Source organism: Shinella sp. JR1-6 (assembly GCF_004284735.1).
GTDB lineage: Bacteria > Pseudomonadota > Alphaproteobacteria > Rhizobiales > Rhizobiaceae > Shinella.
Genome location: NZ_SHMI01000013.1, coordinates 138,403 through 163,256 on the forward strand (window position 1 = coordinate 138,403; position 24,854 = coordinate 163,256).

The 24,854-nt window shown below is 66.4% G+C and carries 25 protein-coding genes; 19 read left to right on the plus strand and 6 right to left on the minus strand.

Translation table 11 applies throughout. From position 1 onward, the window contains the following. Positions 1-19: 19 nt before the first annotated feature. Positions 20-421 (minus strand): cupin domain-containing protein, encoded by a 402-nt coding sequence (locus tag EXZ48_RS21585; protein WP_130518141.1) that lies wholly within the window; start codon positions 419-421, stop codon positions 20-22. A gap of 106 nt (positions 422-527) precedes the next feature. Here EXZ48_RS21585 and EXZ48_RS21590 point away from each other — a divergent pair, with 106 nt between their 5' ends. Then, positions 528-1,745, plus strand: coding sequence for a TIGR03862 family flavoprotein (locus EXZ48_RS21590; protein WP_130518143.1), 1,218 nt, complete (start codon positions 528-530; stop codon positions 1,743-1,745). A 10-nt stretch (positions 1,746-1,755) separates the two neighbouring features. Here EXZ48_RS21590 and EXZ48_RS21595 read toward each other — a convergent pair whose 3' ends face one another. Continuing rightward, positions 1,756-2,538, minus strand: a complete 783-nt coding sequence (locus tag EXZ48_RS21595; protein ID WP_023514649.1) for an IclR family transcriptional regulator — start codon at positions 2,536-2,538, stop codon at positions 1,756-1,758. Between the two features lie 229 nt (positions 2,539-2,767). Here EXZ48_RS21595 and EXZ48_RS21600 point away from each other — a divergent pair, with 229 nt between their 5' ends. Genes EXZ48_RS21600 through EXZ48_RS21635 form a run of 8 tightly spaced genes read left to right on the plus strand, consistent with a single transcriptional unit; the run spans position 2,768 to position 10,935 of the window. Continuing rightward, positions 2,768-3,838 (plus strand): ABC transporter substrate-binding protein, encoded by a 1,071-nt coding sequence (locus tag EXZ48_RS21600; RefSeq protein WP_037409014.1) that lies wholly within the window; start codon positions 2,768-2,770, stop codon positions 3,836-3,838. Between the two features lie 19 nt (positions 3,839-3,857). Further along, the gene (locus tag EXZ48_RS21605; protein WP_130518145.1) at positions 3,858-5,366 is read left to right on the plus strand and encodes a sugar ABC transporter ATP-binding protein; all 1,509 of its coding nucleotides are present in this window, start codon (positions 3,858-3,860) and stop codon (positions 5,364-5,366) included. Further along, on the plus strand, positions 5,363-6,328 hold the full coding sequence (locus EXZ48_RS21610; RefSeq protein WP_130518148.1) for an ABC transporter permease: 966 nt from the start codon (positions 5,363-5,365) through the stop codon (positions 6,326-6,328). Before EXZ48_RS21605 ends, EXZ48_RS21610 begins: the two co-directional genes overlap by 4 nt. Further along, positions 6,325-7,266 (plus strand): ABC transporter permease, encoded by a 942-nt coding sequence (locus EXZ48_RS21615; protein WP_023514653.1) that lies wholly within the window; start codon positions 6,325-6,327, stop codon positions 7,264-7,266. The genes EXZ48_RS21610 and EXZ48_RS21615 overlap by 4 nt, the downstream gene beginning before the upstream one ends. Beyond that, positions 7,263-8,219, plus strand: a complete 957-nt coding sequence (locus EXZ48_RS21620) for an amidohydrolase (RefSeq protein ID WP_130518150.1) — start codon at positions 7,263-7,265, stop codon at positions 8,217-8,219. Before EXZ48_RS21615 ends, EXZ48_RS21620 begins: the two co-directional genes overlap by 4 nt. Beyond that, positions 8,212-9,525, plus strand: a complete 1,314-nt coding sequence (locus tag EXZ48_RS21625) for an alanine racemase (RefSeq protein ID WP_130518152.1) — start codon at positions 8,212-8,214, stop codon at positions 9,523-9,525. Before EXZ48_RS21620 ends, EXZ48_RS21625 begins: the two co-directional genes overlap by 8 nt. 27 nt (positions 9,526-9,552) lie before the next feature. Further along, on the plus strand, positions 9,553-9,897 hold the full coding sequence (locus EXZ48_RS21630) for a RidA family protein (RefSeq protein ID WP_023514656.1): 345 nt from the start codon (positions 9,553-9,555) through the stop codon (positions 9,895-9,897). Between the two features lie 24 nt (positions 9,898-9,921). Continuing rightward, complete coding sequence (locus tag EXZ48_RS21635; protein ID WP_130518154.1) at positions 9,922-10,935, plus strand: succinylglutamate desuccinylase/aspartoacylase family protein; 1,014 nt, start codon at positions 9,922-9,924, stop codon at positions 10,933-10,935. Between the two features lie 105 nt (positions 10,936-11,040). Here EXZ48_RS21635 and EXZ48_RS21640 read toward each other — a convergent pair whose 3' ends face one another. Further along, positions 11,041-12,225, minus strand: coding sequence for a hypothetical protein (locus tag EXZ48_RS21640; protein WP_130518156.1), 1,185 nt, complete (start codon positions 12,223-12,225; stop codon positions 11,041-11,043). A 370-nt stretch (positions 12,226-12,595) separates the two neighbouring features. Between EXZ48_RS21640 and purU the strand changes: the two genes are divergently transcribed. Beyond that, positions 12,596-13,480 carry a formyltetrahydrofolate deformylase gene (gene purU / locus EXZ48_RS21645; RefSeq protein WP_024271354.1) on the plus strand — a complete coding sequence of 295 codons (885 nt, stop codon included), beginning with the start codon at positions 12,596-12,598 and terminating at the stop codon, positions 13,478-13,480. 62 nt (positions 13,481-13,542) lie between these two features. Here purU and EXZ48_RS21650 read toward each other — a convergent pair whose 3' ends face one another. Continuing rightward, positions 13,543-14,742 (minus strand): MFS transporter, encoded by a 1,200-nt coding sequence (locus tag EXZ48_RS21650; protein ID WP_023516945.1) that lies wholly within the window; start codon positions 14,740-14,742, stop codon positions 13,543-13,545. Between the two features lie 111 nt (positions 14,743-14,853). Between EXZ48_RS21650 and EXZ48_RS21655 the strand changes: the two genes are divergently transcribed. From EXZ48_RS21655 to EXZ48_RS21680, 6 genes are all read left to right on the plus strand, one after another. Continuing rightward, on the plus strand, positions 14,854-15,675 hold the full coding sequence (locus EXZ48_RS21655) for a helix-turn-helix domain-containing protein (RefSeq protein WP_023512815.1): 822 nt from the start codon (positions 14,854-14,856) through the stop codon (positions 15,673-15,675). Between the two features lie 128 nt (positions 15,676-15,803). Further along, on the plus strand, positions 15,804-16,583 hold the full coding sequence (gene cobF / locus EXZ48_RS21660; RefSeq protein ID WP_130518158.1) for a precorrin-6A synthase (deacetylating): 780 nt from the start codon (positions 15,804-15,806) through the stop codon (positions 16,581-16,583). Continuing rightward, a complete protein-coding gene (gene cobG / locus EXZ48_RS21665; protein ID WP_245462244.1) occupies positions 16,580-17,938 on the plus strand; it encodes a precorrin-3B synthase in 1,359 nt (452 codons plus the stop codon). Before cobF ends, cobG begins: the two co-directional genes overlap by 4 nt. Next, positions 17,935-18,567, plus strand: a complete 633-nt coding sequence (locus EXZ48_RS21670) for a precorrin-8X methylmutase (protein WP_130518160.1) — start codon at positions 17,935-17,937, stop codon at positions 18,565-18,567. Before cobG ends, EXZ48_RS21670 begins: the two co-directional genes overlap by 4 nt. Next, positions 18,564-19,307: a precorrin-2 C(20)-methyltransferase gene (locus EXZ48_RS21675; RefSeq protein WP_023512819.1), complete on the plus strand. Its 744-nt coding sequence runs from the start codon at positions 18,564-18,566 to the stop codon at positions 19,305-19,307. The genes EXZ48_RS21670 and EXZ48_RS21675 overlap by 4 nt, the downstream gene beginning before the upstream one ends. Beyond that, on the plus strand, positions 19,304-20,068 hold the full coding sequence (locus EXZ48_RS21680) for a precorrin-3B C(17)-methyltransferase (protein WP_023512820.1): 765 nt from the start codon (positions 19,304-19,306) through the stop codon (positions 20,066-20,068). The genes EXZ48_RS21675 and EXZ48_RS21680 overlap by 4 nt, the downstream gene beginning before the upstream one ends. Here EXZ48_RS21680 and EXZ48_RS21685 read toward each other — a convergent pair. Then, the gene (locus EXZ48_RS21685; RefSeq protein ID WP_130518162.1) at positions 20,032-20,802 is read right to left on the minus strand and encodes a cobalt-precorrin-6A reductase; all 771 of its coding nucleotides are present in this window, start codon (positions 20,800-20,802) and stop codon (positions 20,032-20,034) included. The two genes, EXZ48_RS21680 and EXZ48_RS21685, sit on opposite strands and share 37 nt — an antisense overlap. On the opposite strand from EXZ48_RS21685, the gene cbiE reads away from it, so the two are divergent. Continuing rightward, positions 20,786-22,057: a precorrin-6y C5,15-methyltransferase (decarboxylating) subunit CbiE gene (gene cbiE, locus EXZ48_RS21690; protein WP_130518164.1), complete on the plus strand. Its 1,272-nt coding sequence runs from the start codon at positions 20,786-20,788 to the stop codon at positions 22,055-22,057. The two genes, EXZ48_RS21685 and cbiE, sit on opposite strands and share 17 nt — an antisense overlap. Next, the gene (gene cobM, locus EXZ48_RS21695) at positions 22,054-22,818 is read left to right on the plus strand and encodes a precorrin-4 C(11)-methyltransferase (protein ID WP_130518166.1); all 765 of its coding nucleotides are present in this window, start codon (positions 22,054-22,056) and stop codon (positions 22,816-22,818) included. Before cbiE ends, cobM begins: the two co-directional genes overlap by 4 nt. A gap of 57 nt (positions 22,819-22,875) precedes the next feature. Here the strand turns inward: cobM and EXZ48_RS21700 are convergent, their stop codons facing one another. Then, positions 22,876-23,736 carry a LysR family transcriptional regulator gene (locus EXZ48_RS21700; protein ID WP_130518192.1) on the minus strand — a complete coding sequence of 287 codons (861 nt, stop codon included), beginning with the start codon at positions 23,734-23,736 and terminating at the stop codon, positions 22,876-22,878. Positions 23,737-23,814: 78 nt separating this feature from the next. Here EXZ48_RS21700 and EXZ48_RS21705 point away from each other — a divergent pair, with 78 nt between their 5' ends. Further along, on the plus strand, positions 23,815-24,849 hold the full coding sequence (locus EXZ48_RS21705) for a YeiH family protein (RefSeq protein ID WP_130518168.1): 1,035 nt from the start codon (positions 23,815-23,817) through the stop codon (positions 24,847-24,849). Positions 24,850-24,854 lie beyond the last annotated feature (5 nt).

A 24,854-nucleotide genomic window follows, 5' to 3' on the forward strand; every position in this document is an offset into this window, starting at 1 on the left:
GGTTTGCGGCGGACAGACTTCAGGCCCTGCCGAGATATTGTGCGTCCGACACCTGCTCCAGCCAGGTCACCGGCGATCCGTCCTGCGCCTCGGCGATGGCGACATGGGTCATCGCGGTCTTGTCCGTGGCGCCGTGCCAGTGTTTTTCGCCGGGCGGGAACCAGACGACGTCGCCGGGGCGGATTTCTTCGATCGGCCCACCCTCACGTTGCGCCCAGCCGAGGCCTGATGTCACGATGACGGTCTGGCCGAGGGGATGGGTATGCCAGGCGGTGCGGGCGCCGGGCTCGAAGGTGACGATGGCGCCGCCGGCGCGGCCGGGGGCTTCCGCCTTGAACGGCGTGTCGAGGCGGACCTTGCCGGTGAAGTAGTCGGCCGGGCCCTGCGCCGAGGGGCTGGTGCCGTTGCGCTTGATATCCATATCCGTCTCCTGATTCTGCTGTGCGGATCATATACCGGCAAGAACGCTGGCGAAGCCGTCGGAGACGATTTATGAGAACGGCGCAGGGTTTCAAGGCGGGTGCGGAATGGACAGGCGGCGGATAGGGATCGTCGGCGGCGGGCCGGCCGGGTTGATGGCGGCAGAAGTGCTTTCGGCGCGGGGCCATGCAGTGACCGTGCTCGAAGCCATGCCGACCATCGGGCGAAAGTTTCTGCTGGCCGGAAAATCGGGCCTTAACATCACCCATTCCGAACCCTACGACCGTTTCGCCGCCCGCTTCGGTGCGGCGGGCGCGCATCTGCGGGCGGCGCTCGATGCTTTCACGCCCGGGGATCTGCGGACCTGGGCGGAGGAACTTGGCACGGAGACTTTCGTCGGGTCCTCCGGGCGGGTGTTTCCGGTCGCCATGAAGGCGTCGCCGTTGCTGCGCGCCTGGCGGGTGCGGCTGGAGGGGTGGGGTGTCGATATCCGCGTACGCCATCGCTGGATCGGGTTTGCGCCCGAAGGACTGCGCTTTGAAACGCCCGAGGGCGTGGCGGTGATGGCCTTCGATGCGGTCCTGCTGGCGCTCGGCGGCGCGAGCTGGCCGCGGCTCGGGTCGGACGCGGCCTGGGTCGGTGGCCTTGCGGAAGGGGGCGTCGACATTGCGCCCTTCCGTCCGGCCAATTGCGGCTTCGATGTGGACTGGTCACCGTTCTTCGCCGAGCGCTTTGCGGGCGCGCCGGTCAAGGGCGTCACGGCACGGTCTGCGGCGGGCACGATCCCCGGCGAATTCGTCATCTCGAAGACCGGCATCGAGGGCAGCCTCGTCTATGCGCATGCGGCGGTGTTGCGCGATGCGCTGGAAACGTCGGGCGCTGCATCCTTCCTGCTCGATCTTATGCCCGGGCGGAGCCACGCACGGCTTGCAGCCGATCTGGCCCGGCAGGGCGGCAAGGCGAGCTTTTCCAGCCGGCTTCGCAAAGGGGCCGGCCTTGACGGGGTCAAGGCGGCCTTGCTGCGGGAATGTATCCGGGATGTTTCGGCTTTGCCGCCGGATGCGCTGGCTTCGGCGATCAAGGCCCTGCCCGTTCCACTCATCCGGCCGCGGCCGATTGCGGAGGCGATTTCCGTGGCAGGGGGGATCCGGTTCGATGCCCTCGATGCGGACTATGGGGTGAAGGCCCTTCCGGGTGTCTTTGCGGCCGGCGAAATGCTCGACTGGGAGGCGCCGACCGGCGGTTATCTGCTGACGGCCTGCTTTGCGACCGGGCGGGCGGCTGCGGAGGGGATCGACCGCTGGCTTACCGGCCGGGCCGGCTGAAGCCGGATCCCTAGCTGCGCTTCGGCCGCGTCGGCGCCTGGCTCAGGCTGGCGGCGGCGTCCTTCAGGCAGACGAGGTAGCGATCGCGGTTGGCCAGCCCGTCGTCGCGCGGGGTGACGAGGCAGAGCGTGGCGGCGGCATGTCCCTCGTCCATGACCGGCACGGCGAAGCAATGGGTAAAGCTGTCGACGATGCTGTTGAAGGTGAAGAAACCGTCCTGCCCGGCCTGGCGCACCTCGGCGAGGAAAACCTGCGGATCGAGCCATTCGCCGCCGGGCAGCTGGAAATCCTGCGGCGGGATGAAGGTGAGGATTTCTTCGTTCGTCATATGCGCGACGAGTAGGCGTCCTGAAGCCGTCCACGGGATCGGTACCGACTGGCCGATATCGGTGGAGATGCGGAAGGGCCTTGCGCCCTCGCGCATGCGCACGACGGTATATTTGTTGCCATCCAGCATGCAGAACTGCGCGGTCTCGCGCGTTTCGTCGGCCAGCCGATCCAGTGCCGCCTCGCATTCGCGGGTGAAGTCGAAATGGTTCTCGTAGGCAGCCCCCAGGAAATAGAGTTTCCGCCCGAGATAGACCCGGCCGTCGCCGCCGGTGAATTCCAGGATGCCGTTGCGCAGGAGGAGGTTCACCAGCTCATAGACCGATGAGCGCGGCGCGCCGATCTGCGCGGCGATCTCGTTCGGTTTCAGAGCCTGCCGTTTCTGGCGCAGGAAATCGAGGATCTCGAAGGCGCGATCGAGCCCTCGGGCGCGCTTGCCGCCTGCATCATCCGCAATAGCATCCATCTCGTCCGTCCTTGCCCTTCGTCCCGTCAAGCTTCTCCCGCCGCCCGCGCCATCTGTCAATGCGCAGGACGCGGCATTGCCGTGCGCGAAATTTCCGAAGGCCCCCTCTTGCGAGGCCGAAAATTCGGCATAAGATCGCGCCAGTCCGATATATAGATCAAGTGTTCAATATAATGGACAAAGACGGATGGCAAGCCCGTACCTGCTGCCGCCAAAAAAGGGGAACGACATGAAAACTCTCGAAAACAGCTCGACCGTCTCGCTGCGCAGCCGCCTTCTTGCGGGTGCCGCCGCCGCTGCGGCCGTCCTCGTCCTGTCGGCTGGCACCGCCTCGGCCGCCGCCAATTGCATCAAGGGCGACCGCAAGGCGCCGTATACGGTCGGCTGGGCGAACATCTATTCGGTGCCGACCTGGATGAAGCAGACCGAAGGCACCATCGCCGCCGAGGTCGAGGAGCTGAAGAAGGCCGGTCTTGTGAAGGACCTGATGATCACGGACGCGCAGGGCAATGCCCAGACGCAGATCCAGCACATCCAGTCGATGATCGACGCGAATGTCGACGCGATCGTGGTCATCGCCGGTTCCTCCAATGCGCTCGACCGCGTCATTTCGGATGCCTGCGACAAGGGTATCGCCGTGGTGAACTTCGACAGCCTCGTCAACACGGACAAGGTGACGGCGAAGATCAACACCGATTCCAACGAATGGGGCGCGGGCGCTGCCAAGTGGCTTGCCGACAAGCTCGGTGGTAAGGGCAAGATCATCGTCATGAACGGTCCGGCCGGTATTTCCGTCAGCGATGACCGCCGCAAGGGTGCCCAGCCTGTGCTCGACGCCAATCCGGGCCTGGAAATCATCACCGAGACCAACACGGAATACAATGCCGCGCCGGCGCAGGAGGCGATGACCAGCCTGCTCTTCGCCAATCCGCAAATCGACGGCGTGCTCTCGCTCGGCGGCGCGATTTCGGCCGGTTCCGTCATGGCCTTCGATCGCCAGGGTCGCGAGCAGGTGCCGATCACCGGCGAAAACGCCCGCCAGTTCCTCGAACTGTGGAAGGAAAAGGGCCTGAAGGGCTGGGCCACCATGCAGCCGAACTGGCTTGGTGCGCTCTCGGTCTACACGGCCGTACAGGCGCTGGAAGGCAAGGACGTGCCGGCCTTCATCAAGGTGCCGCTGCCGGTCATCGACGACAGCACCATCGACACCTATCTCGCCCGCGCCGACAAGTTCCCGGCCGACGGTTACATCTATTCGGATTACGACAAGGCGCTGTTCGACAAGCTGCTCGCCCAGTAATTCCCTGAAGGATGCCGTCATGACGGAAACAAGACCCCTGCTGGAAGCCCGGCAGGTGTTCAAGGGATTTTTCGGCAATCCGGTTCTGAAGGGCGTCGATATCGCCCTTCACCCGGGCAGGGTCCATGCCCTGCTCGGGGAGAACGGTGCGGGAAAATCCACGCTGATCAATCTCCTTTCCGGCGCTCTCCAGCCGGACAGCGGCGCCATCCTCGTCGAGGGGCGGCCGGTCGGGCGTTTCAGCCCGGCTGCCGCCCGCGGTGCGGGTATCGCTGTGGTGCAGCAGGAGCTGAGCCTCACCGCCGACCTGTCGATCGCCGAGAATATCGGGCTCGGCGCCTTTCCGCGCCGCTTCGGCCTCATCGACTATGCCGCGCTTCACAGGGGCGTGCGGGAGGTCTGCGACATGGTCGGGCTTACCGAGCCGCTCGACATGCCGGTCGCCGATCTTGCGCTCGGCCGCCGGCAGATGGTGGAGATTGCCAAGGCATTGTTCCGCAAGCCGCGCGTGCTCATCCTCGATGAGCCGACCTCCTCGCTTTCCGCGCATGAGGCCGGCATTCTCGCCCGTCTCATCGAGACGCTGCGCGATCGCGGCACGGCGCTTCTCTATATTTCCCATCGGCTCAACGAGGTGCAGGCGCTCTGCACGCATGTCACGGTGCTGAAGGATGGCGGCGTCACGGCGGACCAGTCGCTCGCCGGTATCGATGGTGAGGGGCTCGTTCGCCTCATGGTCGGCCGGGAGACGGGCGATCTCTTCCCGCCGCGCCCGGTTGCCGAAGCCGGTGCGACACGCATCACTGTCGAGAAATTCTCGGCCGGCCTCGTGCGCGAGATCGGCTTTTCCGCCCGCGCCGGCGAGATCGTCGGCATCGGCGGCCTTGTCGGGCAGGGGCAGGAAGACCTTTTGCTCGGCCTTTACGGTGCCATTCCCGCGAAGGCGAGCCATGCGGAGGTCTCCGGTCTTCCCCGCCTGCCGGCCCATGTCGGTGAGGCGAATGCCGCGGGCATCGTCTATGTGCCGGCGGACCGCAAGCACGAGGGGCTCGTCCTGCCCCATTCCATCGCCTCCAACCTCATCCTGCCCTCGCTCGGCCGGCTCGCGCGGGGCGGCTTTCGCGACCGCACGGCGGAGGCCGGGCTGATCGCCGACCTGGCGCGGCGCCTGACGATCAAGGGCGACGTCGCCCGGCCGGTCCAGGCGCTCTCGGGCGGCAACCAGCAGAAGGTGGCGCTCGCCAAGTGGCTGCCGCTCGATCCGTCCGTGCTGCTGCTCAACGATCCGACGCGCGGCGTCGATATCGAGACGAAGCGCGAGATCTACCTCATGCTGCGCGCCTTCGCTGCCGAGGGGCGGCTCGTCATCCTTGCAAGCTCCGACACACCGGAACTCGTGCACCTGTGCGATCGTGTCGTCGTGCTGCGCGAGGGGCGCGTCGCTGCCCAGCTTTCCGGTGCGGCAATCAGCGAGGAGGCCATCGTCGGCGCCGCCATGGGCATCCACAAACAGGGAGAGGCCGCATGAGTGCCGTTCCGTCTTCCGGCTGGCTCTACGGCGCCATCCAGCGCGGTCGCAATCGCGGTCTTGGCGGCCTCTACCTGGTCGTCGCCGCCTTCCTCGTCCTTTATGCGGTGCTCTTTCCCGGCATCCTTTCGGTCGGCGGTTTTTCCAAGTTCACGCAGAACTGGTTCCCGCTGGCGCTCGTCACCATGGCGCAGGCACTCCTGATGCTGAATGGCGGCATCACGCTTGCCATCGGCCCGCTGGTGAGCCTTGGCGCCGTGATTGCGGCGACGACGATGGGCAGCGCATTCGGCGTGCCCGGCGGCATCCTCGCTGTCGCGCTCACCGGCCTTGCCATCGGTGCCGTCATCGGCGCCATCGTCGCGCATCTGCGGCTGCCGGCCATCATCGTCACGCTGGCTGGCTCCTTCATCGTTACCGGTGTCGCGCTGATCCTGTTGCCGCGCCCGGGCGGTTTCATTCCGGACTGGCTGTCGACCACGCTCGCCGGCCACACGCCGGTTGCCTTCCTGCTGCTCGTCGTCGTCCTTCTCGCCTGGAAAGCATTTCTCGCGACACCGCTCGGCATCGGCATCTATGCCGCCGGCGACAACCCGATCGGCGCCTTCCGCTCGGGCGTTCCGGTCGAGCGGGTCAAGATCGTCGCCTTCGCGTTGTCCGGCCTGCTGGCGGCGCTGGCCGGCCTCTTTGTCGCGGCGCAGACGGGCTCGGGCGATCCGGTCATCGGCACGCCCTTCACGCTGAATTCGATCGCGGCCGCCGTGCTCGGCGGCGTCGGTTTCCTCGGCGGCAAGGGCACGATGCGTGGCGCGATCTGCGGCAGCCTGCTGCTCTCGGTCATGATCAACGTGATGTTCTTCCTCGGTTTTCCGCCGGTCGCACAATATGTCGCGCAGGGCCTGATCATCGTCGGTGCCGTCGCGGTGCCGGAACTCTTGAAACAGTGGAGGGCAAGGCGATGAAGGCCGTGAAATCCGTGTTCCGCAATCCGCCGCTTTTGACCTTCCTCCTTGTGGCGCTCGTCTGGCTTGTCGCCAGCCTCACGCTGCGCGGCTTCGGCGCCTACGGGCACCTGCGCTATCTCCTGGAGCTTGCCGCCGTCATCGGCATCGTCGCGGCCGGGCAGACGCTGGTCATCCTGATGGGCGGCATCGACCTCTCCGTCGGGGCCGTGATCACCGTCACGGCGATCCTGTTGCCGCTGATCTCGCCGGCTTCGGACCCGACCGGCCTCGTCGGCATCGTGCTCGTCCTTGCCATCGCCACCGGCATCGGCCTCCTCAACGGGGCGGGTGCGGCCTATCTGCGCGTGCCGCCGATCATCATGACGCTCGCCATGGCGACGTTTCTTCAGGGACTGCTCGTCATCGTCGCCGGCGGCAGCGCGGTCACGGTGAGCAACCCGGCGGTCATCCTGCTCGGCCAGGCGCGCCCCCTCGGCGTTCCCGCCGGCATCATCCTCTGGATCGTCGTTTCGATCGCGGTACTGCTCATCATCCATCGCACGCCGCTCGGCGCGCGCTTCCTCGCGCTCGGGGCCAATCCGCTGGCTGCCCGGCTTTCCGGCGTCAGCGTTGCCAGGAACACGCTGCTTCTCTATGCGCTGTCCGGCTTCTTCGCGGGGCTTGCCGGCATTCTGGTGCTCGGCATGAACCGGCAAGGCTATGTCGGCATCGGCGATCCCTATCTCCTGATGTCGATCGCCGCGGTCGTGCTCGGCGGCACCTCTATCCTCGGTGGGCGCGGCACTTATGCCGGCACCATTCCCGGTGCCATCCTGCTCGTCACCACCACGGCGCTGATCACCGTCGTCAACGCCTCACCCGGCTGGCGCTCGATCATGTTCGGTTCGCTGATCCTCGCGCTTCTGCTCATTTCCGGCCGAGAGGCGCGCCGATGACGGTGCGTTATGGCGGGCCGGTCATCGACCCGCACCACCATCTCTGGGATCTGTCGCTCAAACGTCATCCCTGGCTGGAAACGGCCCGGGCGACCGGCGGCGAGATGGTCTTCGGCAGCTTGGCGCCGATCCTCAGGGATTATGGCGTTGCGGACTACAGCGCCGATGCGGCGAACCAGAACGTGGTGGCCACCGTGCATGTCGAGGCCGGCTGGTCCGACGCCCATCCGCTGGAGGAAAGCCGCTGGCTTGCAGGTCTCGACCGGTCCTCCGGCGTGGCGAAGCGTATCATCGCTCGCGTGCCGCTCGACAGCCCGGATGCCGTGCGCCTGATCGAGGCGGAGGCCGCCAATCCCGATGTTGCCGGCATCCGCGATATCGTCAGCTGGCATCCCGAACCGGCAAAGAGCTTCGCACCCCGCGCCCGCCGCATGGCCGATCCCCGCTGGCGCGCCGGCCTTGCCCGTCTCGCCCGTTTCGGACTCGTTTTCGACCTCATGCTCTATCCGTGGCAGATGGATGAGGCGCTCGATCTCGTGCGGGCCTTTCCGCAGATACGCTTCGTGCTCAACCATGGCGGCAGCCCGGCCGATCGCAGCGCGGAGGGTATGACGCTCTGGCGCGGTGGCCTTGCGGCGCTCGGTCGCGAGCCGAATGTCCGGTTGAAGATTTCCGACCTCGTCGCCTATGACAATGACTGGACGCCGGAAAGCCTGCGGCCGGTGATCGAGCATTGCCTCGCCTGTTTTGGCCCCGCTCGAACCATGTTCGCCAGCGATTTTCCGGTCGCCGGCCTGCACGCCTCGTTCGACGAGGTCTACGCCGTTTTCCGCGCCGCGGCCGCGCCGCTTTCGCTCGACGAGCAGCGTGCCCTCTTTTTCACGACTGCCAATGACACCTATCGCCTCGGGATCGTCGATCCCGTCGTGGCCAAGGGAGAAAACCATGCCTGACCTTTCCGTGACCGGACCGGACAATCCGGTGATCGACGACCGCATCCGCGGCTTCCCGCCGGGCCATGCGCCCCTGCCGCTCGATGCCATCGGCAAGCAAGGCTGGAAGCCCTATGACGGTGCGATGGCGCTGCCGCTGATCTCGCTCGATCGTGCGGCCTTTGCCAGCAACGTCGCGCTGATGATGGAGTATGTACGCGATCACGGCGTCGCGATCGCGCCCCATGCGAAGACGCCGATGTCGGCGGCGATTGCCGGCACGCTGCTGGCGGCGGGCGCGTGGGGCACCACGGTGGCGGATATCCGCCAGGCGGCGGTACTGATGAAGGCTGGCCAGCGCCGGCTGATCCTCGCCAACGAGATCGGCGGGGCCGCGGCTGCACGCCGGCTCGCAGCGCTTGCCGCAAACTATCCCGATGCAGTGCCGCATGTCTTCGTCGATTCCATTGATCTGGTTGAAGCCCTGCGGGTCGCCTGGCATGGCCGCAGCGGTCTGCCGCCGCTCGGTCTTCTCGTCGAACTTGGTGCGGGCCGCGCCGGAGCACGCAGCGCCGAGGCGGCAGGCGCGATCCTCGATGCCATCCTTGCCGCGGAAACCCCCACCTTCCGGCTGACCGGCATCGCCGCCTACGAGGGGGCCGACGCAACGGCGGATGCGGAAGAGACGCTGCGCCGGATCGACGGGCTGGTGGCGATGACGGCGGCCTTCCTGCCGGAGGTTCGCGCCCGCATTGGCGATGCGCGGCCGCTGATCGTCACAGCGGGCGGTTCGGTCTTTTTCGACCGGGTGATCGCCGGTCTCTCTGCTGCCGTCGCGGCCGATCCCGATAGTTTGCTCGTGCTGCGCAGCGGGGCGATCTTCTTCCATGACCACGGCGTTTACGAGCGCGGTCTTGCCGGCCTCGACGCCCGTGCGGGCTTCCGGTTCGGCGGGCAGGTCCGCTCCGCCGGCAGCGACTTCAAGCCGGTGCTCCGGGTCTGGGCCGAGGTGCTGTCGCTGCCGGAGCCGGCGCTCGCGATCTGCGGTATGGGCCTGCGGGATGTCGCGATGGACCAGGGTTTGCCGCGGCCGCTGGCTCTCTATCGCGACGGGGTGCCGCTCGCCGCTCTTGCGGGGGCCGATGTGCTTCGTCTCAACGACCAGCATGCCTTCGTGGCGCTTTCCGCCGGCAGCGATGTACGCGTCGGTGATGTGGTCGAGTTCGGCATCTCGCATCCCTGCACCTGCCTCGACCGGCACGCGATCCTCTACGGCCTTGCACCTGACCACACGGTCACGGCGGCCTACACCACCAGCTTCGGCTGATCCTCCCGGGAAGAAAGGAAAATACCCATGATCCAGCGTTACCAGAAGGGTTCGCGCATGAGCCAGGCCGTCAGCTATGGCGGGCTCGTCTATATTGCCGGCCAGGTCGCGGAAAACCGCAAAGCCGGCCTTGAGGACCAGACGCGCGACGTGCTCGGCAAGATCGATGCCCTTCTGAAGGAAGCCGGTACGGACCGCTCGAAACTGCTCGCTGTCAATGTGTTCCTGCCGGCGATCGTCGATTTTGAGGCGATGAACGGCGTTTATGATGCCTGGATCGACCCGGAAAACCCGCCGGCCCGCGCCTGCGTCGAGGCGCGCCTTGCCGATCCCGACCTGCGCGTCGAGATGACTGCCGTCGCCGCACTCTGAAAACCCGCCCGAACTGGAGCCACCATGCACAGCGGCCTCGTCAATCCGATCGATCTTTCCCGGGAGGGCCGGCAGGCCGGGCATCTTGCGATTCCCTATTCCGTTGACCGTTCGCCCTACTACCAGATCCGCATCCCCATCCTGAGGCTGAAGAACGGCGAGGGGCCGAGCCTGCTCCTGATGGCGGGCAACCATGGTGACGAATACGAGGGTGAGCTCCAGCTCGGGCGGCTGATGCGCCAGCTCGATATCACGAAAATCCGCGGTGCCGTCACCATCCTGCCGATGGCGAACCTGCCGGCGGTGATGGCGGCCAAGCGCTGCTCGCCCTTCGACGGCGGCAATCTCAACCGCGCCTTTCCCGGCGATCCGGCCGGCACGCCGACGGCGCGGCTGGCGCATTTCCTTGAACATGATCTTTTCCCGCACCACGATGCCGTGCTCGACCTGCACTCCGGCGGTACCTCCATGGCGCATCTGTCCTGCACGCTGATCGAGCGGCAGGCGGATGCCGAGCGCTTTGCGCGCGCGGTCACGTTGATGCGGGCGATGGGGGCCGCACATGCCTTCATCGCAGACAACGGACCGGCGGCGCCGACCTCGATGGGTGCGGCCGGCCGGGCTGGCACGATCGGCCTTTCGGGCGAGTTCGGCGGCGGCGGCACGGTGTCGCCCGAGAGCATGGCGTTTACGGCGGCGGCGATCGACCGTCTGCTCGTCGCACTCGGCATTGCGGGAGAGCCGGTGCTGTCGCGCGGGCCGCTCGCAGCTCCACCTGCCCTGCAGCTCCTGTCGCTCTCCCGGCACAGCCAGGGCATCTATGCTGGCCGCCGCGGCTGGTTCGAGCCTGCCGTGCCGCTCGGTGCGCACGTCTCGGCAGGTGATCTGGCTGGCTGGTATCACGATCTCGAACGGCTTGAGCAACCCGAGGAGGCGCTGCGCTTTGCCGAGGGCGGCATCGTCATCTCCCACCGGCTGCATTGCGACAGCCAGGCCGGCGACTGTCTGATCCAGGTCGCCGAGCCGATCGACGGCTGAGGCCTTGGGGTTTGTCAGGGAAAAGTGGAGCCCGATTTTCAATAAAAGACAAACGAAAACAAAGTACTATGGAGTTCGGCAGATTCAGTATGAAGCTGACGGACTCTATGTGATCGCGCCGACGGCTTCCTTCACCCAGTCGAGGCGCTTTGCCGGAATGAGCCCGTAATTGTAGAAGTTCACGCCGTTCGCACCAGCCTCGACGGCTGCCTTTGCGCGGGCGGCGAGGATGGCCGGGCCATCGACCTCGGGATAGAAGACGCGCAGGCCCAGCCCCAGGAATTTGTCCGGGCCGAGCATCGCCCGGCCGGTGCGGATGACCTCGCCGACGGCCTCGGGCGTCATGCCGTAGCAGCAGAGGATCGCGCCGTCGCAGAGCTTTCCGACCGCCTCGAGGTCGACGCCGCCGAGCCAGCCGTCCTTCAGGTCGATCAGCACGATGCGCGTTGCCGGGTCGGCAGCCGCCTTGATCTCGCCGATCAGGCTCGTCACCGGCTCGGAGCGCCAGGTGAGGAAGGCGTGCAGTTCCGGATGGTCGCGGAAGGCATCGATACCGGCGGTGGGGAAGTCGGGGAACTGTTTTTCAGGTACCGCCCGTTCGCACAGTTCGGCGATGAAGCGCGCCACCGTTTTTTGTGCACTGTCGACAGGTATGCCGGCCTTCCGCGCACGGGCGGTGCAATGGTGGCAGAAGCAGAGCGACAGGAGGAAGTCATCCTCGGCGTTGAGGCCGACACCGTCCTTCTCATGGTGGTATTCGTGGGCAAAGCCCATGAAGTTCGGGCTTTCCAGCTCCAGCATGTCGGGCTTGTGGTTCACCGTGATGTCGCGCACCAGCGTCACGACATAGTCGCGTGCCGCCGGGCTGGAGGGGCAGAGATTGTAGTAATTGGCATTGCCGAAGGCGTTGCGGGTCACATGATCGGGGTGCAGCATGCCGAGGCGGGTGTTGTGCAGGCAGACCGTCCAGCAGGAGACGGCAAGTCCTGTGGTTGCGCGCGCCCTGGTCAGTGCTTCCAGCATGTCGCCGCGGTCGGTGACGTTCTGCGCCACCAGGGGGCGGATCGTCTTGCCCTGCCACAGCGTTTCGTCGGGCTGGAAATAGACGGTGCCGTCTTCAGGGAAGTAGGCCTTCTGCTCAGGGCTGCGCGGCTGCAGGAAGCGGCCGGCATGGTAGGAGGTCGCAAGGCTCACCGTGTTGAGGCCGGCGCGGCCGGAAAGGTCGGCGGCGAGTGCCGCGATGCCCTGGTCCTGGATGTCCCAGGGGTAGGTCCACATGGAAAGATGCATGGCGAGCTCCTGTCGAATCTGTCCATTTTATAGAACATGTGTCCATAATAGTGTCCAGAAGGATTTTTGTCAGGCAGGGGCGGTCTTGCATCGATGAAAGATTCGTTTGCCAGCTTCGTCAGGCCGGATCATGCGCGATGGTGCGAACCCGGTAGAGCGGGCTGTGAAGGCCCCACTTGGCAGTTTCGACGCATTGGATGTCGCGAACCGGAGGGATTCCTTGCAAGAGCCGGCGTAGCTTCTGGCCATTGCAGGGGCTTGCGCAGAGGCAAGCGGCCTGAAATATGCGCCAAGCCGTGAGTGCGGCCCGCAGACAAGGGGATCCGCCGGTGCCTTGCCCCCGCACCGGCCGAACGCGAGAAACGAACCGATGAAAAGCCACGTCCTGACCGTATCCTGCCAATCGACCCGCGGCATCGTCGCCGCGATCACCGGCTACCTCGCCGAAAAGGGGTGTTACATCTCCGACTCGTCGCAGTTCGACGACCTCGAGACGGGCCTGTTCTTCATGCGCCTGACCTTCCTCTCCCAGGAGGGTATTTCGGAGGAGGACATCAAGACCGGCTTCGTCCCCGTCGCCAAGACGTTCGCCATGACGTATCGCTTCAACGACAGCGACGAGCGCATGAAGGTGCTGCTCATGGTGTCGCGTTTCGGCCATTGCCTCAATGATCTGCTCTACCGCTGGAAGATCGGCGCGCTGCCCATCGATATCGTCGGCGTCGTGTCCAACCACTTCGACTACCAGAAGGTCATCGTCAACCACGACATCCCCTTCCACCACATCAAGGTGACGAAGGAGAACAAGCCGCAGGCCGAGGCACGCCTGATGGAAGTGGTCGAACAGTCCGGCGCCGAGCTGATCGTTCTCGCCCGCTACATGCAGGTCCTGTCGGATGCCGTCTGCAAGAAGATGTCGGGCCGCATCATCAACATCCACCACTCGTTCCTGCCGTCCTTCAAGGGTGCGAACCCCTACAAGCAGGCTTTCGAGCGCGGCGTGAAGCTGATCGGTGCGACGGCGCACTACGTCACCGAAGATCTCGACGAAGGCCCGATCATCGAGCAGGATGTCGCGCGCATCACGCATGCGCAGTCGGCCGAGGACTATGTTTCGATCGGCCGTGACGTGGAGAGCCAGGTGCTTGCCCGCGCCGTGCATGCCCACATCCACCACCGCACCTTCATGAACGGCAACAAGACCATCGTCTTCCCGCCCAGCCCGGGCAGCTACGCTTCCGAGCGCATGGGCTGATCCAAAACAAAAGGCCGGCGAATTCGCCGGCCTTTTCATGTTCGGACACGTCTGTGGCCGGTTCAGCGGTGTGCCGGCAGGCGCGGCAGGAAGATCGTGAGGATGCCGAGCAGCGGCATGTAGGAGCAGATCTGGTAGACGAAGTTGATGCCGTGGCTGTCGGCGAAGATGCCAAGGACTGCCGCACCCAGACCGCCTGCGCCGAAGGCGAAGCCGAAGAAGATGCCGGCGATCATGCCGACGCGGCCCGGGATCAGCTCCTGCGCGAAGACGACGATGGCGGAGAAAGCCGAGGAGAAGATCAGCCCGATCAGCACGGTCAGCACGCCCGTCCAGAAGAGGTTCGCATAGGGTAGCAACAGGGCGAAGGGGATGACGCCGAGGATCGAGAACCAGATGACGAAGCGCGTGCCGAACCGGTCGCCGATCGGCCCGCCCATGAAGACGCCGAGTGCCGAAGCTCCGAGGAAGAGGAACAGCATGAGCTGTGCGTCGCGCACGCCAAGGCCGAAATTCTCCATCGTGTAGAAGGTGAAATAGCTGGAGATACTGGCGAGATAGGCGTTTTTCGTGGTCGTCAGCAGCACCAGCACGGCAAGGGCCCAGGCGACGCGGCCGCGCGGCAGCGGCAGTTCGCGGCTGACGGCCGGCCGGCCGGCGGCAAGGCGGCGCTCACCGGCATACCAGTTGCCGACCCAGGTGAGGATGACCATGCCAAGGAGGGCGACGGCCGAGAACCAGGCGACGCTCGTCTGGCCGAGGGGCAACACGATGAAGGCGGCGAGCAGCGGCCCGATCGCCGTGCCGGCATTGCCGCCGACCTGGAACAGCGATTGTGCAAGCCCGTGGCGGCCACCGGAGGCGAGACGGGCGACACGCGAGGATTCCGGGTGGAAGATCGCCGAGCCGAGACCGATCAGGCAGGCGCCGAAGACCAGAACCGGGAAGCTGTGCGCATAGGCGAGCATGATGAGGCCGACGAAGGTGCTGCCCATGCCGACCGGCAGCGAGAAGGGCATCGGCCAGCGATCCGTGACGATGCCGACGGCCGGCTGCAGCAGCGAGGCGGTGACCTGGAAGGCCATGGTCAGAAGGCCGATCTGCACGAAATCGAGCGCGTAGTTTTCCTTCAGCAGCGGATAGAGCGACGTCAGCAGCGACTGCATGATGTCGTTCAGCATGTGGCACGCACTGACGGCGACGATGATGGAATAGGTGGTGGTGGCGGCGCTGCGGGGTGCCGCGGGAACGACTGTCGACATGATGGCCTCGAATGATACGCGCAGATTCCGCGTCATGGCTGCTTCCCATACAGGGATTGCTATAGGCCTGCTTTCGTGCTGAGGTCCATTTCTTACGCGAATGGGCCAAAGATGGAAAAACTGAGCGATGCACGCCGCAGGGCGCTCGATGACGACCACATCCGCAACCTCTTCCGGATGGAACAGGCGAATACGGATGTTCTGGTTCACAGTTCGGACATCCCGGGTGGCTATACGGTGCCGCCGCACCGTCACCGCCGCACGCAGTTCCTCTGCGTTTTTGCCGGTGTAGTGCTGGTGGGGACGGAGCGTGGGCGCTGGATGATTCCACCCGGCCACGCCTTGCTCATTCCGCGCGGTCTCGAACATTCCGTCGAGATGATCAGCGATGTCAGCATGCGCTCGGTCTATATCTATTCACCGGAGGGCCGGGCCGCTTCGCAGGTGCCCACCGTGCTGGAAGTCACCGACCTTGCCCGCCAGTTGATCGCGGAGACCGTTCGGCATGATGGCCTGTCGGAGGATCGCCGGCGCAGCGACCTCGTCATGGCGCTGCTGCTTGACGAAATCGGCCGCCTGCCCGAGCGTCCGCTCGGCCTGCCGTTTCCGGCGAGCGGAAGACTGGCGGGCCTTTGCCGCGATTTTGTCGAACAGCCGTCGCCGGTGGCCAAGATCGACGACTGGGCTCGAAGGCTGAACATGAGCCGGCGCACCTTCACGCGGTTCTTTCGCCAGGAGATGGGTGTCAGCTTCGTCACCTGGCGTCAGCAGGCGTGCCTTTTCGCCTGCCTGCCACGCCTTGCCGCCGGCGAACCGGTGACGCGGGTTGCGCTCGATGCCGGCTACGAGAGCGTGCCGGCCTTCACAACCATGTTCAAGCGCATGCTGGGAACCGCGCCGCGGGCCTATCTGACGAGCCGCACTGCCGCCTGAGTCTCAAAAAGACCGGCAAAGGACGCGATTCGGGTACTGTTTTCCGCCGGCTTTTGGGATTAGGAAGGGGTGCGGGACCCAAGTCGGGCCGCGAACCGGGAGCGCAGGGTCGCACGGGAGACGGGCTTTTGAGAAAGATACTGGTCATCGGGATCGGCGCGGGCAATCCCGAGCACATGACTGTTCAGGCAATTCAGGCGCTGAACCGGGCCGATGTGCTGCTCATTCCGACGAAGGGCGATGAAAAGGCCTTTCTCGCCGATGCGCGCCGCGAAATCTGCGACCGTTTCCTCGACAATGCCGCTTGCCGCATCCTCGATTACACCGTGCCGGTGCGCCGCGCCGACGGAAGCTACGAGGATGGCGTCAACGATTGGCATCGTGCCATCGCGGCCATCTACGAACGCACTCTCCTCAACGAGACCGGTGCGGACGAGACGCTCGGCCTGCTCGTCTGGGGCGATCCGATGCTCTATGACAGCACGCTGCGTATTATCGATCATGTGCGCATGACCGGCCGTGTCGCCTTCGAGATCGAGGTCATTCCCGGTATCACCAGCGTCCAGGCGCTCTGCGCCAGCCATGCCATCACGCTCAACCGCATCGGCCTGCCGGTCGAGATCACCACAGGCCGCCGCCTTGCCGGCGCCTGGCCGGAATGCTCGCGCGATGCGCTCGTCATGCTCGACGGCGTCGAAGCCTTTCGGACGGTCGAGGATCCGGAAGCGGAGATCTGGTGGGGCGCCTATCTCGGCACGCCGCACGAGATCCTGTTGTCCGGCCGGCTTTCCGACGTCGCCGATACGATCAGCGAGACGCGCCGAAAGGCGCGCGCCGCGCATGGCTGGATCATGGACACCTACCTGATCCGTCGTCCGGCGCCCGAAGCGGAGGAGGGCGCGGCATGACGGTGACCTGTGCGATGCTTCCGGGACCGCTGGGCGAGATCGGCGTGTTGCGGCGCGGCGCCTGCCCTTCACTCGCCACTCCGATGCGGACTGGCGACGGCCTGCTGGTGCGCCTGCGCCCCACCGCGGCGGCCCTCACCGCGCACGATCTCCTTGCGCTTGCCGATCTGGCGCGGGCGCATGGCAACGGCCTCATCGAAATCACCGCGCGCGGCAATCTCCAGCTTCGCGGCCTTACGGATGCTTCCGTTCCGCACCTTGCCGTCGGGCTCGCCGCGGCCGGCATCGTCCCGCAGACGGGCGTTGCCATCGAAGTGCCGCCGCTTGCCGGCATCGATCCGTCCGAACTTGCCGATGCCGCGCCGCTTGCCGATGCACTGCGGGCGGCTCTTGCCGATGCCGCTCTTGTTCTCGCGCCGAAGCTTGCCGTCGTCGTCGATGGCGGCGGTGTGTTGTCTCTTGCCGACATGGTTGCCGATATCCGCCTCGATGCGGTCGCCGGCACACGAGGCCTTGCCTGGCGGCTTGCCCTCGGTGGTGATCGCATGACGGCGCGGGCCGTTGCGCTGTTGCCCGACGAAAAGGCTGTCGAAGGCGTGATGACAGTCGCCGCTGCCCTTGCCGCCATCGGGCCGGCGGCGCGGGGGCGGGATCTCGATCCCATGCTGCTGGCGGCCGCTCTCGGTGCGGCTCCGGTGCCGCCGCTTCCGGTCGCTTCACCTGTTCATCCGCTCGGTGCGCACGGGATCGGAGACGAAACGGTTCTGGGGCTCGCCCCGGCCTATGGTCAGATTCATGCCGACCGGCTTGCCGCGTTGACACGGGAGCTGGTCGCCTGTGGCGCAACGGAGTTCCGCCTCGCGCCGCATCACGCGCTGCTGGTACGCGGGCTCTGCGCGGAAACGGTGGCCGCCGCGCAGGCCTGTGCGACGCGGGGACGTGTCTGGAGCACGCAGGATGCGCCGGGTCGGACCGTCTCCGTCTGTGCCGGTTCCGCCGGCTGCGCTTCGGCCAGCTTCGATACCCACGCCGCCGCCGATGCCCTTGTGGCGGAAGCCGGCGATCTCCTGGACGGTTCCTTCGACGTGCATGTTTCCGGCTGCCCGAAGGGCTGCGCCCATCCGGCCGCGGCCGCGGTCACGCTTTGCGGCACTGCCGCCGGCGTCGGTCTTGTTCTTGGCGGGCGTGCGGGCGATGGCGCCGCCGTGATCCTGCCCGCCGATGCGCTGCGGCCCGCCCTGCATCGTCTCGGCGCCCTCCTGCGCGCGCGTCGTGCGGACGGCGAGACGGCGGGAAACCTCATCGACCGCACCGCGTCCGACACCCTAGTTTCTGCTTATCAAGGCCAACAATGACCGATTACGACTACATCAAGGATGGCACGGCCATCTACGAAAAATCCTTCGCGATCATCCGCGCCGAAGCCGATCTCTCCCGCTTTTCCGAAGAAGAATCGGACGTCGCCGTGCGCATGATCCATGCCGCAGGCCTCGTCGAGGCGGTACCGCATTTCGTTTTCTCGCCGGGTTTCGTCACGGCGGCGCGCGGCGCGCTCCAGGCCGGTGCGCCGATTTTCTGTGATGCCGAGATGGTCGCGCGCGGCGTGACGGCCGCCCGCCTGCCGGCCGGCAACGAGGTGCTCTGCATGCTGCGCGATCCGCGCACGCCCGATATCGCCCGGGATATCGGCAACACGCGCTCGGCCGCGGCCATCCGCCTCTGGCTCGATCGTCTCGCCGGTTCCGTCGTCGCTATCGGCAATGCGCCAACGGCGCTGTTCTACCTGCTGGAATTGCTGCGCGACGGCGCGCCGAAGCCGGCGGCAATCCTCGGCATGCCGGTCGGTTTCGTCGGTGCCGCGGAATCCAAGGATGCGCTTGCCGAGAATTCCTACGGCGTGCCGTTCGCCATCGTGCGGGGTCGCCTCGGCGGCAGCGCCATGACGGCTGCGGCGCTCAATTCTCTGGCGAGGCCGGGGCTATGAACAGGGTGGCGACGGTGACGGGACGACTTTATGGCGTGGGCACGGGACCGGGCGATCCGGAACTCCTGACGCTGAAGGCGGTGCGGGCGATCGGCGAGGCGGATGTGCTCGCCTACTTCGCCAAGGCCGGCCGCGCGGGCAATGGGCGGGCGATCGTCGAGGGTCTCTTGAAGCCCGGAATGGCGGAGCTGCCGCTCTACTATCCGGTGACGACGGAAATCGACAAGGACCACGACGACTACAAGCGCCAGATCACCGCCTTCTACGACGCCTCGGCCGCCGCCGTTGCGGAGCACCTTGCCGCCGGCCGCACGGTCGCCATCCTCTCGGAAGGCGACCCGATGTTCTACGGCTCCTACATGCATCTCCACGTGCGGCTCGCCGATCGGTTCCCGACCGAGGTCATTCCCGGAATCACGGCCATGTCCGGTTGCTGGTCGCTGTCGGGCCTGCCTATCGTGCAGGGTGACGACGTGCTCTCCGTGCTCCCGGGCACGATGGGCGAGGGCGAGCTGTCACGCCGCCTCGTCGACACCGAGGCCGCCGTCATCATGAAGGTCGGCCGCAACCTGCCGAAAATCCGGCGGGCGCTGGAAAAGGCCGGCCGGCTCGGCGAGGCGATCTATGTCGAGCGCGGCACCATGCCGACCAGCCGGTCGATGCGGCTTTCCGAAAAGCCCGACGACACCGCGCCCTATTTCTCGCTGGTGCTCGTGCCGGGCTGGAGCGGCCGCGCATGACCGGCCGGCTTTTCGTGATCGGCACCGGGCCGGGCAATCCGGACCAGATGACGCCGGAGGCAAGACAGGCGGTTGAGGCTGCGCGCGAATTCTTCGGCTACTTTCCCTATATCGACCGGCTGAACCTCCGGCCGGACCAGATCAAGGTCGCCTCCGACAATCGCGAGGAGCTGAACCGGGCCGAAGCCGCACTGAAGCGGGCGGCCGAGGGTGTCGATGTCTGTGTCGTCTCGGGCGGTGATCCCGGGGTCTTCGCCATGGCGGCGGCCGTCTGCGAGGCGATCGATGCGGGACCGGACGAGTGGAAGGCGGTCGATCTCACCATCGTGCCCGGTGTCACCGCCATGCTGGCGGTCGCCGCGCGCATCGGTGCGCCGCTCGGCCATGATTTCTGCGCGATCTCGCTTTCCGACAACCTGAAACCCTGGGAGATCATCGAGAAGCGGCTGCGCCTGGTGTCCGAGGCGGGTCTTGTTGTCGCGCTCTACAATCCGATCAGCAAAGCGCGGCCCTGGCAACTCGGCCGGGCCTTTGAAATCCTGCGGGAGACGCTTCCGGCGACAACGCCCGTCATCTTCGGCCGTGCCGCGGGTCGCCCGGATGAGCGCATGCTGGTCATGCCGCTCGGCGAGGCCGAGGCGGAGCGTGCCGATATGGCGACTTGCGTCGTCATCGGTTCGCCGGCAACGCGCGTCATTTCCCGTCCGGGCCTGCCGGATCTCGTCTATACGCCGCGCTTCCTCGAAGAGCCGACGAGATGATCGGCGAGCCGCACCGCATCCTGGACGGTTCCTGCGTGGTGGCCACCCTGCGCCTCTGCCCGATCGACCAGAACGACGGGCAGGCCGAGACTGCGTGCCGCGACGATCTTGCCATAGGTGGCGTCTCCACCGGAATTCTTGCTGACGACGACATCGATACGATGGCCGCGCAGAAGTTCGACCTCCGCGGCCACGGTAAACGGGCCGCGGGCGAGCAGATAATCGACATCGGGTGCGGCAAGTGGGGGGTCGACGGGATCGACGCTGCGCACGAGATAGTGGTGCTGCGGCGCGGCGTCGAAGGCCTTCGCCTCCTGGCGGCCGATGGCAAGGAACACGCGGCGCGGCACTTTGCCGAGCGCGCCCACGGCCTCCGTCATATTGGCGACGCGCGTCCAGCGGTCACCCTCCACCATATCCCAGCCGAGCCGTTCCAGCCGCAGCAGCGGAATGCCGTTCGCCGCGCTGGCGGCGCGTGCGTTGGCGGAGATCTGCCGGGCGAAGGGATGCGTCGCGTCGATCAGGAGATCGATGGCCTCGTCGCGCAGATGGGCCGAAAGCCCCTCGACGCCGCCGAAGCCGCCGGTGCGCACGGGTACGGGTTGCGGCGCGGGGTCGAGCGTGCGGCCGGCGAGCGACAGCGTGACGGCAAGATCGGTTCTGTCGGCGAGCACACCTGCAAGGTCGCGGGCTTCCGCCGTGCCGCCCAAGATGAGGATGCGTCGTTTGTCCACGCCTGATCAGCCCCTTTCGACAGCCGCTCCATGGCTTTCCATTGTCGGGATCGGCGAAGACGGTCTAGCGGGTCTCGGCGACGAGGCCAAGGCCGCGATCGGCCGCGCGGAGATCGTCTTCGGCGGCGCGCGGCACCTGGAGCTTGCCGATGCGGCGATCCGTGGCGACCGCCATGGCTGGCTCAGTCCCTTCGAGCGCTCGGTGGAGGCTGTTCTGGCTGCGCGCGGCAGGCCTGTCGTCGTGCTCGCCTCGGGCGATCCTTTCTTCTACGGCGTCGGCGTCACGCTCTCCCGGCGCATCGCGCGGGCGGAGATGCGCGTTTTTCCTGCCCCCTCCGCCTTCAGTCTCGCCGCATCGCGTTTGGGCTGGGCCCTGCAGGACACGGTCTGTGTTTCGCTGCACGGCCGCCCCGTCGACCTCATCCGCCCGCACCTGCATCCCGGCTGCCGTATCCTGGCGCTGACCTCGGACAGCGACGGGCCGGCGGCGCTTGCCGCTCTTCTGGCTGAAAGCGGGTTCGGCGGCTCGGCGCTAACTGTGCTGGAAGCCCTCGGTGGCGCACGGGAACGAGTGAGCCACCATCGGGCCGGGCAGTTCGCCCTCGATGAGGCCGACATGCTGAATGTCTGCGCGGTGGAGATTGTCGCCGGAGACGGGGCGCGGGTGCTCGCCTACACGCCGGGCCTCGACGACGGGCTGTTCGAGCATGACGGCCAGATCACCAAGCGCGAGGTTCGCGCGCTGACGCTCTCGGCTCTCGCGCCGCGCCGCGGCGAGCTTCTCTGGGATATCGGGGCCGGCTCGGGCTCCATCGGTATCGAATGGATGCTGGCCGACCCCTCGCTCCGGGCCATCGCCGTCGAGGGCCATGCGGAGCGGGCCGCTCGCATTCACCGCAATGCCGGGTGCTTCGGTGTACCGGGTCTTGCGGTGGTCGAGGGCATGGCGCCGGAGGCTCTGGTGGGGTTGGCCGCGCCGGATGCAATCTTCATCGGTGGTGGCGGCAGTGAGGCGGGCGTCATGCCGGCGGCGATCGACCGCCTGAAACCGGGTGGCCGGCTTGTCGCCAATGCGGTGACGACGGAAATGGAAGCCGTGCTCCTCGCCCAGCACGCCCGGCTCGGCGGTTCGCTGATCCGGATCGACATCGCGCGCGCATCGCCTGTCGGGCAGATGACGGGCTGGCGGCCGGCCATGCCGGTCACGCAGTGGGCCTGGGTGAAGCCGGCGCAACCTATCGAGGACCAAGTATGACTGTTCATTTCATCGGCGCCGGCCCCGGTGCTGCCGATCTCATCACCGTGCGTGGCCGTGATCTCATCGGCGCCTGCCCGGTCTGCCTCTATGCCGGCTCCATCGTGTCGTCGGAACTCCTGCAATATTGCCCGCCGGACGCACGCATCGTCGATACGGCGCCGATGTCGCTCGACGAGATCGAGGCCGAATATCTGCGCGCCGCCGCGGCGGGCGAGGATGTGGCGCGGCTGCATTCCGGCGATCTCTCCGTCTGGAGTGCCGTTGCCGAGCAGATCCGCCGGCTGGAAAAACACGGGCTCGCCTACACGCTGACGCCGGGCGTGCCTTCCTTTGCCGCCGCCGCCGCCGCGCTCGGGAGTGAGCTCACCATTCCTGCCGTCGCCCAGAGCCTCGTGCTCACCCGTGTTTCCGGCCGTGCCTCACCGATGCCGAACCGCGAGACGCTGGCGAATTTCGGCGCGACGGGGGCGACGCTGGCGATCCACCTCGCCATCCACGCACTGGACAAGGTCGTCTCGGACCTGACACCGCTCTATGGCGCGGATTGCCCGGTGGCGATCGTGGTGAAAGCCTCCTGGCCCGATGAGCGCGTGGTGCGCGGCACCCTGGCAGATATCGCGGCCAGGGTTGCCGAGGAGCCGATCGAGCGCACGGCGCTGATCTTCGTCGGCCGCTCGCTCGGCGCTGAGGATTTTCGCGAAAGTTCGCTCTACGATCCCGCATACCAGCGTCGGTTCCGGGGGCGCGACGGGCTATAAAGCCATCCCAGCGAAAATGTACGGCGGTTTCGCGTTTCGAAGAAAAGCGGAAATGATCTAGACCAGCTCGGCCTCGAAGGCGAGCGAGGCCCGGGAGCGATAGCGCTCCTTGTGGCGGAGCAGGCGGAAGGCGCGTTCCGGCAGTTCGAAGGCGATGCGGGCCATCCGGCCGGCGGCAAGGTCGTCCTCTACGACGAATTCGGAGACCGCCGTCAGCGTCTGGCCGACGAGAACGGCGCTGCGCACGGCCTCGTTGGAAGGCAGGGAGAGCGCGATGTCGAGCGCCTCCTCGGGCAGCGCCGCCGTCAGGGCACGCCGCGTGCCCGAGCCTGGTTCGCGCAGCACCCAGCGGGCGGCGGCCAGGTCGTTCGCATCGATATCGGGCTTGCCGGCGAGCGGATGGCCCGACGGCGCGACGATGACGACCCGGTCGCGCGCCACCACGCGCTGGACGAGGGCAGGGTGGGCGATCTCGCCTTCGACGAAACCGAGTTCCGCCCGCCCGTCGAGAACCGCTTCGGCAGCTTCGTCGGTGTTGCCTCCGGTCAAGCGGATGTCGATCGCCGGATAGGTCTTGCGGAAATGCATGAGACGCGGCGGCAGCCAGTAGCCTGCGACGGTCTGGCTGGCGGCAAGCGTCAGCGTGCCGCGTTTCAGGCCGCCGATCTCGGTGAGGAAGAGGTCTGCACTGCCCGCCCGCGCCAGCGTGGCTTTCGCCTCCGGCAGGAAGGCCTCACCCGTCTCGGTCAACTCGATCCGCCGCCCCGTACGATGGAACAGCGCGATGCCGTAGCGCTCCTCCAGCACGCGGATGGCCGAGCTGACGGCCGAGGGCGTGAGGTTCAGTGCCTCCGCGGCCCTCGTCAGGTGCTCCCGTTCCGCCACGGCGACGAAGATACGGAGTTGTTCCAGCGTCATCATCTGTTCGATCCAGTCGAATGAAATGTCCGATATTTACCGATGGATCGAACAGGTTTTCAAGCGCATCGTCCGCACATGGAAAATTCGCCTAATAAATCATCATTCGTTGGAATTCGTGTACTTTTGCCCGGGGTATTGCTCTCAGGCTTCGTGTCGGGCCTCGCCGTGCTCGCCGAGCGGCTGGAAATGCGCCTGTCGGGCGGGGCGTGGATCGAGGCGTTGGTGTTGGCGATCCTGATCGGTGCCGTCTGCCGCCTGCTGCTGAAACGGCCGGCGGTGTTCGATCCCGGCATCGCCTTTTCCGCGAAGTACTTCCTTGAAATTGCGATCGTGCTTCTCGGTGCGGGCGTCAACGCCATGGCAATTGCCGGCATGGGCTGGCTGCTGATCGGGGCGATCGCGGCGGTGGTGGGCGTCGTTCTCCTTGCAAGCTATGCCATCGGGCGCGGCCTCGGCCTCTCCCGCTCTGTTGCGCTGCTGGTTGCCTGCGGCAATTCGATCTGCGGCAACTCTGCCATCGCCGCGACGGCGCCGGTCATCCGCGCCGATGCGGAGGACGTCGCTTCCTCCATCGCCTTCACCGCCGTTCTCGGCATGGTCACGGTGCTGCTGCTGCCGGTGCTGGTGCCATTGCTCGGCCTTTCGGCGACGGGCTACGGCGTGATGGCGGGCATGACGGTCTATGCGGTGCCGCAGGTGCTGGCCGCCACCGCCCCGGTCTCCGCGCTCAGCATCCAGATCGGTACCTTCGTCAAGCTCGTGCGCGTGCTGATGCTGGGGCCGGTGATCTTCTTCCTGTCGCTTGCAGCAGGTAAGGAGAGCGGTCGTCGCCCGGCGCTGCACCGGCTGGTGCCATGGTTCATCCTCGGCTTCCTCGCCATGCTCGCTGCGCGCAGTTTCGGCCTGATCGATGCGGGGCTTGCCGAAGGCATGGCGCGCGCTGCGACCGTACTGACCATCCTCTCCATGGCCGCCCTCGGCCTCGGCATCGACCTCAGGCGCGTGATGCGGGCCGGCCCGCGGGTGACGGCCGCAGTCGTCCTGTCGCTCGGCGTGCTGGTCGCCGTGAGCTATGGCATGGTCGTGTTCTTGAACCTTGCGACGGCCTGAGGAAA